Below are 6,345 nucleotides of genomic sequence, written 5' to 3'. Positions count from 1 at the left end.
ACAAAGGCGAACCGGAAGTTCAACCAGCATTACCCGAAGCTGTTGTGACTGATAAAGGAAAACCAGAAGTTCAACCGGCATTACCCGAAGCTGTTGTGACTGACAAAGGCGAACCGGAAGTTCAACCGGCATTACCCGAAGCTGTTGTGACTGAAAAAGGTGAGCCAGAAGTTCATGAAAAACCAGCATACACTGAACCGGTAGGCACAGTTCCAGACGAAGCACCCAAGTCCGAGAAGTCAGAATACACGGAATCTGTAGGTACAACAGGAGTAGATGAAACAGGAAACTTAATTGATCCGCCGGTTATTGAAATCTCAGAGTATACCGATCCACTAGCTACAGTTCCTGACGTTGCTCCAGAGAGAGAAGAGCTTCCTGCTTTACATACTGATATTCGTACAGAGACTATTCCTAAAACTATCACAGAAGAATCTGATTCTAGCAAATTTATAGGTGATGATTCTATTAAACAAGTTGGTGAGGATGGCGAACGTCAAATTGTTACTAGCTATGAAGAGTTACATGGCAAAAAAATCAGTGACCCAGTTGAAACAGTAACTATTTTGAAAGAAATGAAGCCTGAAATTCTTGTAAAAGGTACCAAAGAAAAGCTCAAAGAAAAAACGGCTCCTGTTTTGACTCTGACCACTGTATCTAAGGATGTTTTAGCTAAGTCTGCTACAATTAACTACAATCTAGAAAATCAAGACAATGCTACAATTACACGCATTGTAGCGACTATCAAAGAAGGTGGAAAAATTGTAAAAACGCTTGATTTAAAAACCGATAACTTATCTCAAGTATTAGATAACTTAGACTATTACAAAGATTATACGATTTCAACCACTATGACTTATGATGTAGGTAAGGGTGCAGAAGTATCGACTTTGGAAGATAAACCTTTACGCTTAGATTTAAAGAAAGTTGAGTTGAAAGATATTGCAAATACCAGTCTCGTACAAGTAAACGAAAGCGGTGTCGAAAGCGATAGTAATCATTTAACCTCTCTTCCAAGTAATGTTAACAACTATTACTTAAAAGTAACCTCCAGAGAAAACAAAGTGACTCGTTTAGCAATTGATAAGATTGAAGAGGTCATTGAGGAAGGTAAGCAGCTTTACAAGGTAACGGCAAAAGCACCTGACTTAGTTCAACGTGATAAAGACGGTAAGTTAAAAGATACGTACACTTATTATCTTGAAAAACCAAGAGCTACCGAGGATAAGGTTTATTACAACTTCCATGATTTAGCAAAAGATATGCAAGCAAATCCTACCGGTGACTTTAAACTTGGTGCAGATTTGAATGCAGTTAACGTTAAACCAGCAGGTAAAGCTTATGTTATGGCTAAGTTTAGAGGTACTCTATCAAGTGTAGAGAATCATCAGTACACGATTCATAACTTAGAAAGACCTTTGTTTAATGAGGCTGAGGGTGCTACACTCAAAAACTTTAACTTGGGTAATGTAAATATTAACATGCCTTGGGCTGATAAAGTTGCCCCTATTGGTAATATGTTTAAGAAATCTACACTTGAGAATATCAAAGTAGTAGGTTCAGTAACAGGAAATAACGATGTAACTGGTGCAGTTAATAAGTTAGATGAAGCTACTATGCGCAATGTAGCATTTATTGGTAAGATTAACAGTCTTGGAGATAAAGGCTGGTGGTCTGGTGGACTTGTCAGCGAAAGTTGGATAAGTAACGTTGATAAAGCTTACGTTGATGCTAAGATTAGTGCCAATAAATCTAAATATGGTGGTTTAATTGGTAAACTAGATCATGGTATTGACTCGATGACAGTAGGTAAAAAAGGATTTCTCCGAAATGCTGTAATAAAAGGTACTATGAATTTGATTCAGCATGGCGAAAGTGGAGGTGTAATTCATAATAACTTTAACTGGGGTGTTATTGAAGACGTCGTAACAATGCTTAAAGTAAATAATGGTGAAATTGTCTATGGTTCACCAGCCTTGAATGATAATGACCAATATTTTGGATTAGATAATATCAAACGTGTAAATTATGTAAATGGTGTTGCAAGTGGTTTATCTTCCTACAAACATTCAAATCGTATTACTGGTATCTCTCAAGCAGAAGCAGATGCTAAAATCGCTAAGATGAATATCACAGCCAACACCTTTACTATTCAAGATCCTATCGTAAACAAGTTAAATCGTATCGTTGATAGAGATTCTGAATATAAAGCGATTCAGGACTACCAAGAAACAAGAAACCTAGCTTATCGAAACTTGGAAAAACTGCAACCATTTTATAACAAAGAGTGGATTGTAAACCAAGGGAATAAGTTAACAGATGAGTCCAATCTTGTTAAGAAAACTGTTCTGTCTGTAACAGGTATGAAAGCAGGGCAATTTGTCACTGATTTATCGGATATTGATAAGATTATGGTTCACTATGCTGATGGTACAAAAGAAGAGTTAACTGTGACCGCTAAAACGGACTCTAAAGTAGTTCAAGTAAAAGAGTATGATGTAGTAGGTCAAAACATTGTCTATACTCCAAATATGGTTATGAAGAATCGTAACCAGTTAGCAAGCGGTATTAAAGAGAAGTTAGCTAGTGTTACCTTACTTTCAGATGAAGTTCGTAGCTTGATGGATCAGCGTGATAAACCTTGGAAGAACACACAAGATAAGAAAACTGAGTATATTAAGGGCTTGTATTTAGAAGAAAGTTTTGAAGAAGTAAAAGGAAACTTAGAAAAACTTGTTAGTCAGATTTTAGAAAATGAAGATCATCAGTTAAACGGTGGGGAAGTAGTCGAGCGTGCTTTACTTAAGAAAGTTGAAGATAACAAAGCTAAAATCATAATGGGACTGACTTATCTCAATCGTTACTATGATATCAAATATGGTGATTTAAGTATCAAGGATATCATGACGTTCAAACCGGACTTCTATGGTAAGACACCAAGTGTACTAGACCGTTTGATTCAAATTGGTTCAAGGGAGCATTTCTTAAAAGGTGACCGTACGCAAGATGCCTACAAAGAAGTGATTGCTGGTGCAACTGGTAAAGGTGATTTACGTAGCTTCTTAGACTATAACATGCGTTTGTTTACAGAAGATAAAGATTTGAATGACTGGTTTATTCATTCTGCGAAAAACGTTTATGTAGTAGAACCTGAAACAAGTACAGAAGCCTTTAAAGATAAGCGTCACCGTGTATTTGATGGTTTAAACAATGATATTCACGGTCGTATGATTTTACCATTGCTCAACTTAAAGAAAGCTCATATCTTTATGATTTCAACCTATAACACTTTAGCTTATAGTTCATTTGAGAGATATGGTAAAAATACAGAGGAAGCGAGAGAGTCTTTAAAACCTAAGATTATTTCAGTAGCAAAAGCACAACAAAGATACCTAGACTTTTGGTCTCGTTTAGCTCTTCCAAGTGTACGTGATAAGCTCCTCAAGAGTCAAAATATGGTACCGACTCCTGTGTGGGACAGTCAGTGGTATGACGGTATTCCTGACGCAAATCGTCAAGGTTATGGACGAGGTGGTACAGTGGTATCTCCTATTCGTGAGCTATTCGGCCCGACTGATCGTTGGCATCAAGTAAATGGAGCTATGGGAGCGATGGCTAAGATTTATGGCGACCCGTATAAAGATGATCAAGTGTATTTCATGGTTACGAAAATGTTAGACGACTTTGGTATTTCAGCCTTCACCCATGAAACAACTCACGTCAACGATAGAATGGTTTACTACGGAGGTTACAGACACCGTGAAGGTACTGACTTAGAAGCCTTTGCTCAAGGTATGTTACAAACCCCTGATAAATCTACTCCGAATAGTGAGTATAAAGCTCTGGGTATCAACATGGCTTATGAGCGTAAAAATGATGGTGAGCAGTACTACAATTATGACCCAGCTAAGTTAGACAGTCGAGACAAGATTGATAGTTATATGAAAAACTACAATGAGTCTATGATGATGTTGGATTACTTAGAAGCTTCTGCTGTTATTCATCAGAATTTATCAGACAACTCTAAGTGGTTCAAGAAGATGGATAAAGAGTGGCGCACCAATGCGGATAGAAACCGTTTAATTGGAGAACCACACCAGTGGGACAAATTGCGTGACTTGACGGAAGAAGAGAAGAAAATCCCTATTGATAGCATTGACAAGTTGGTAGATAATAACTTTGTAACTCTTCATGGTATGCCAAATAACGGTCGTTTCCGTACGGAAGGTTTTGATAGCGCTTATCAAACGGTCAATATGATGGCAGGTGTCTTTGGGGGGAACACGAGTCGAAGCACCGTAGGTTCTATCTCCTTTAAACACAACACTTTCCGTATGTGGGGGTATTATGGTTATGAAAATGGCTTTATCCCTTATGTTTCTAACAAATTAAAAGGTGATGCCAACAGAGAAAATAAAGGGCTTTTAGGTGATGACTTTATTATCAAGAAAGTTTCTAAAAATCAATTCCAAAACCTCGAAGAGTGGAAGAAACATTGGTATCATGAAGTGTATGACAAAGCACAGAAAGGCTTTGTTGAGATTGAAGTAGACGGTTCTAAGATTTCAAGTTACGCTCAACTTCAAGACTTATTTAACACTGCTGTTGAGAAAGACTTGAAAGAAGGTGGTTTCAAGCATACCGAAGGTCTCAAGTGGAAAGTTTACAAGAAGTTGTTGCAAAACACAGACGGTTTCTTAAATCCATTGTTTAAAATATAAAAGGGACAAGTTTTTTGGCTCTTTGTCAACTGTAGTGGGTTAAATAAAAGCTAAAATATGGAGAGGGCAATTGTTGTCCTCTCCATATTTTATACTCAATAAAAATCAAAGAGTAAACTAGGAAGCTAGCCGCAGGCTGTACTTGAGTACGGCAAGGGGACGCTGACGTGGTTTGAATTTGATTTTCGAAGAGTATTAGGATAGTTATTAATCCATTTTTCGATAAATGCGACCTTTTTGGGAGTCGTTTTCTTAAAGTTGATTGAAACAAGATATGAACAAAGAGGTTAGGAAAGTCAAAATAATTTTTAAAAATGTTTTAGAATTCGTAGCGTACTATTCTAAGTTCAATCTACTATAGCTCCCTTAGGTAACCATCTACGAATGAGCCGGTTGTGATTCTCATTAGTTCCCCTTTCCCATGAGGCGTAGGGATGTGTATAGTAGACATGCTCCTTAGAAAACACATCAGCCAAGCGGTTGAATTCGGCTCCATTGTCTGTCTTGATGGAAAGAATTTGATGCTGTTTTAAGATGAGTTTTAGAGCTTAATTGACCGACTCAGCGCTTTTATTTGGGTGGTATTGAGCATTTACCATTCGTTATCCTCGAGGAATGTATTGTATTATGAAACAACTAATACGATAAGCTACAATGGATTTATTCTACAGAAAGGAAAAACTCCAGTTTTATTTAGAAGGATAAAAGGTAAATAACTTATATACAATTTATTTCGAATTTTTTTAAATAAAACAAACTTTAAAGGCAAAAGAATACGAAAACAATAAAATGAAGCGCCGATAATAATGCTAATCGTTTGAGTGATATTTTAAATATGATTCATTTTTAATAGTTTGAAGAATGAAAACATCAAAATAATCCAATACTATCAAGGAAAAATAGAGGGTGAATCAAATATAATTATTTTAGATGCATAAAAACTAAAAAAAGTTTGATTTAAGCGCGAAATTATTTGCCTATTCCCACAAAAAAGTATCCAATTATACTTGGATAGCTTTGTCTGTGAATATAAACAATATGTATTTCAGGTGAGCAAATTCAAAAAAAGGAGACAATAGAATGGATAAAAAATCATCCATGAGTCGTATCGAACGCCAAAAACGAGAAAAAGTTTTACGCTTCTCTATTCGTAAGTATAGTTTCGGTGCGGCTTCAGTTGCTGTTGCAGCGCTGATGTTTTTGGGTGCGCGCGTCGTTAGTGCGGATAGCGTAACACCTGTCGAACAACCTCATGTAGGGGCTTCAATTCAAGGAACGAGTTCGCTTGAATCGCAAGATAAGGAAGAGCCTGCTAGTTCTGTAAAAGTGGATACAGCTACTGCAAGTCAGCTTGTGGCACAGATCAAAGACCAGCTCCATGTCAAGGAAGCTGCTAATACAGATCTTTTGGTTACCGCTAATGAAGAACTTGTTAAGGCTGAACAGACTCTCGCTGATTCAAAAGTGAGTCAAGAAGAAGTGGACGCTTTAGTAGCTCGCTTGACCAATGTTTTGGACCAGCTACGAGCAGTGGAAACTCCTCCAGTCAAAGAAGATAAAAATGACAAAAGTACACAGGAAGCAACTCCGGAAATCAAGCCAGAAGTAGCGAAGCCAACTCCAG

Annotated in this window: 2 protein-coding genes and 1 pseudogene; 2 read left to right on the top strand and 1 reads right to left on the bottom strand. The window is 37.3% G+C overall.

Translation table 11 applies throughout. The features are described 5' to 3' along the window. On the top strand, positions 1-4,721 hold a 4,721-nt coding region (locus HMPREF2837_RS08545), incomplete at its 5' end, for a ZmpA/ZmpB/ZmpC family metallo-endopeptidase (RefSeq protein WP_148131851.1). A 362-nt stretch (positions 4,722-5,083) separates the two neighbouring features. Here HMPREF2837_RS08545 and HMPREF2837_RS10875 read toward each other — a convergent pair. After that, positions 5,084-5,299 (bottom strand): annotated as a pseudogene (locus HMPREF2837_RS10875) (IS30 family transposase); the annotation flags it as partial. 502 nt (positions 5,300-5,801) lie between these two features. Between HMPREF2837_RS10875 and HMPREF2837_RS08540 the strand changes: the two are divergent. Continuing rightward, on the top strand, positions 5,802-6,345 hold a 544-nt coding region (locus HMPREF2837_RS08540; protein WP_261674351.1), incomplete at its 3' end, for a YSIRK-type signal peptide-containing protein.

This window comes from Streptococcus sp. HMSC071D03 (genome assembly GCF_001812125.1).
Classification (GTDB): domain Bacteria; phylum Bacillota; class Bacilli; order Lactobacillales; family Streptococcaceae; genus Streptococcus; species Streptococcus pseudopneumoniae_N.
Note: the sequence above shows the minus strand (reverse complement) of the source record. Positions and strands in the feature narration are given on the sequence as shown.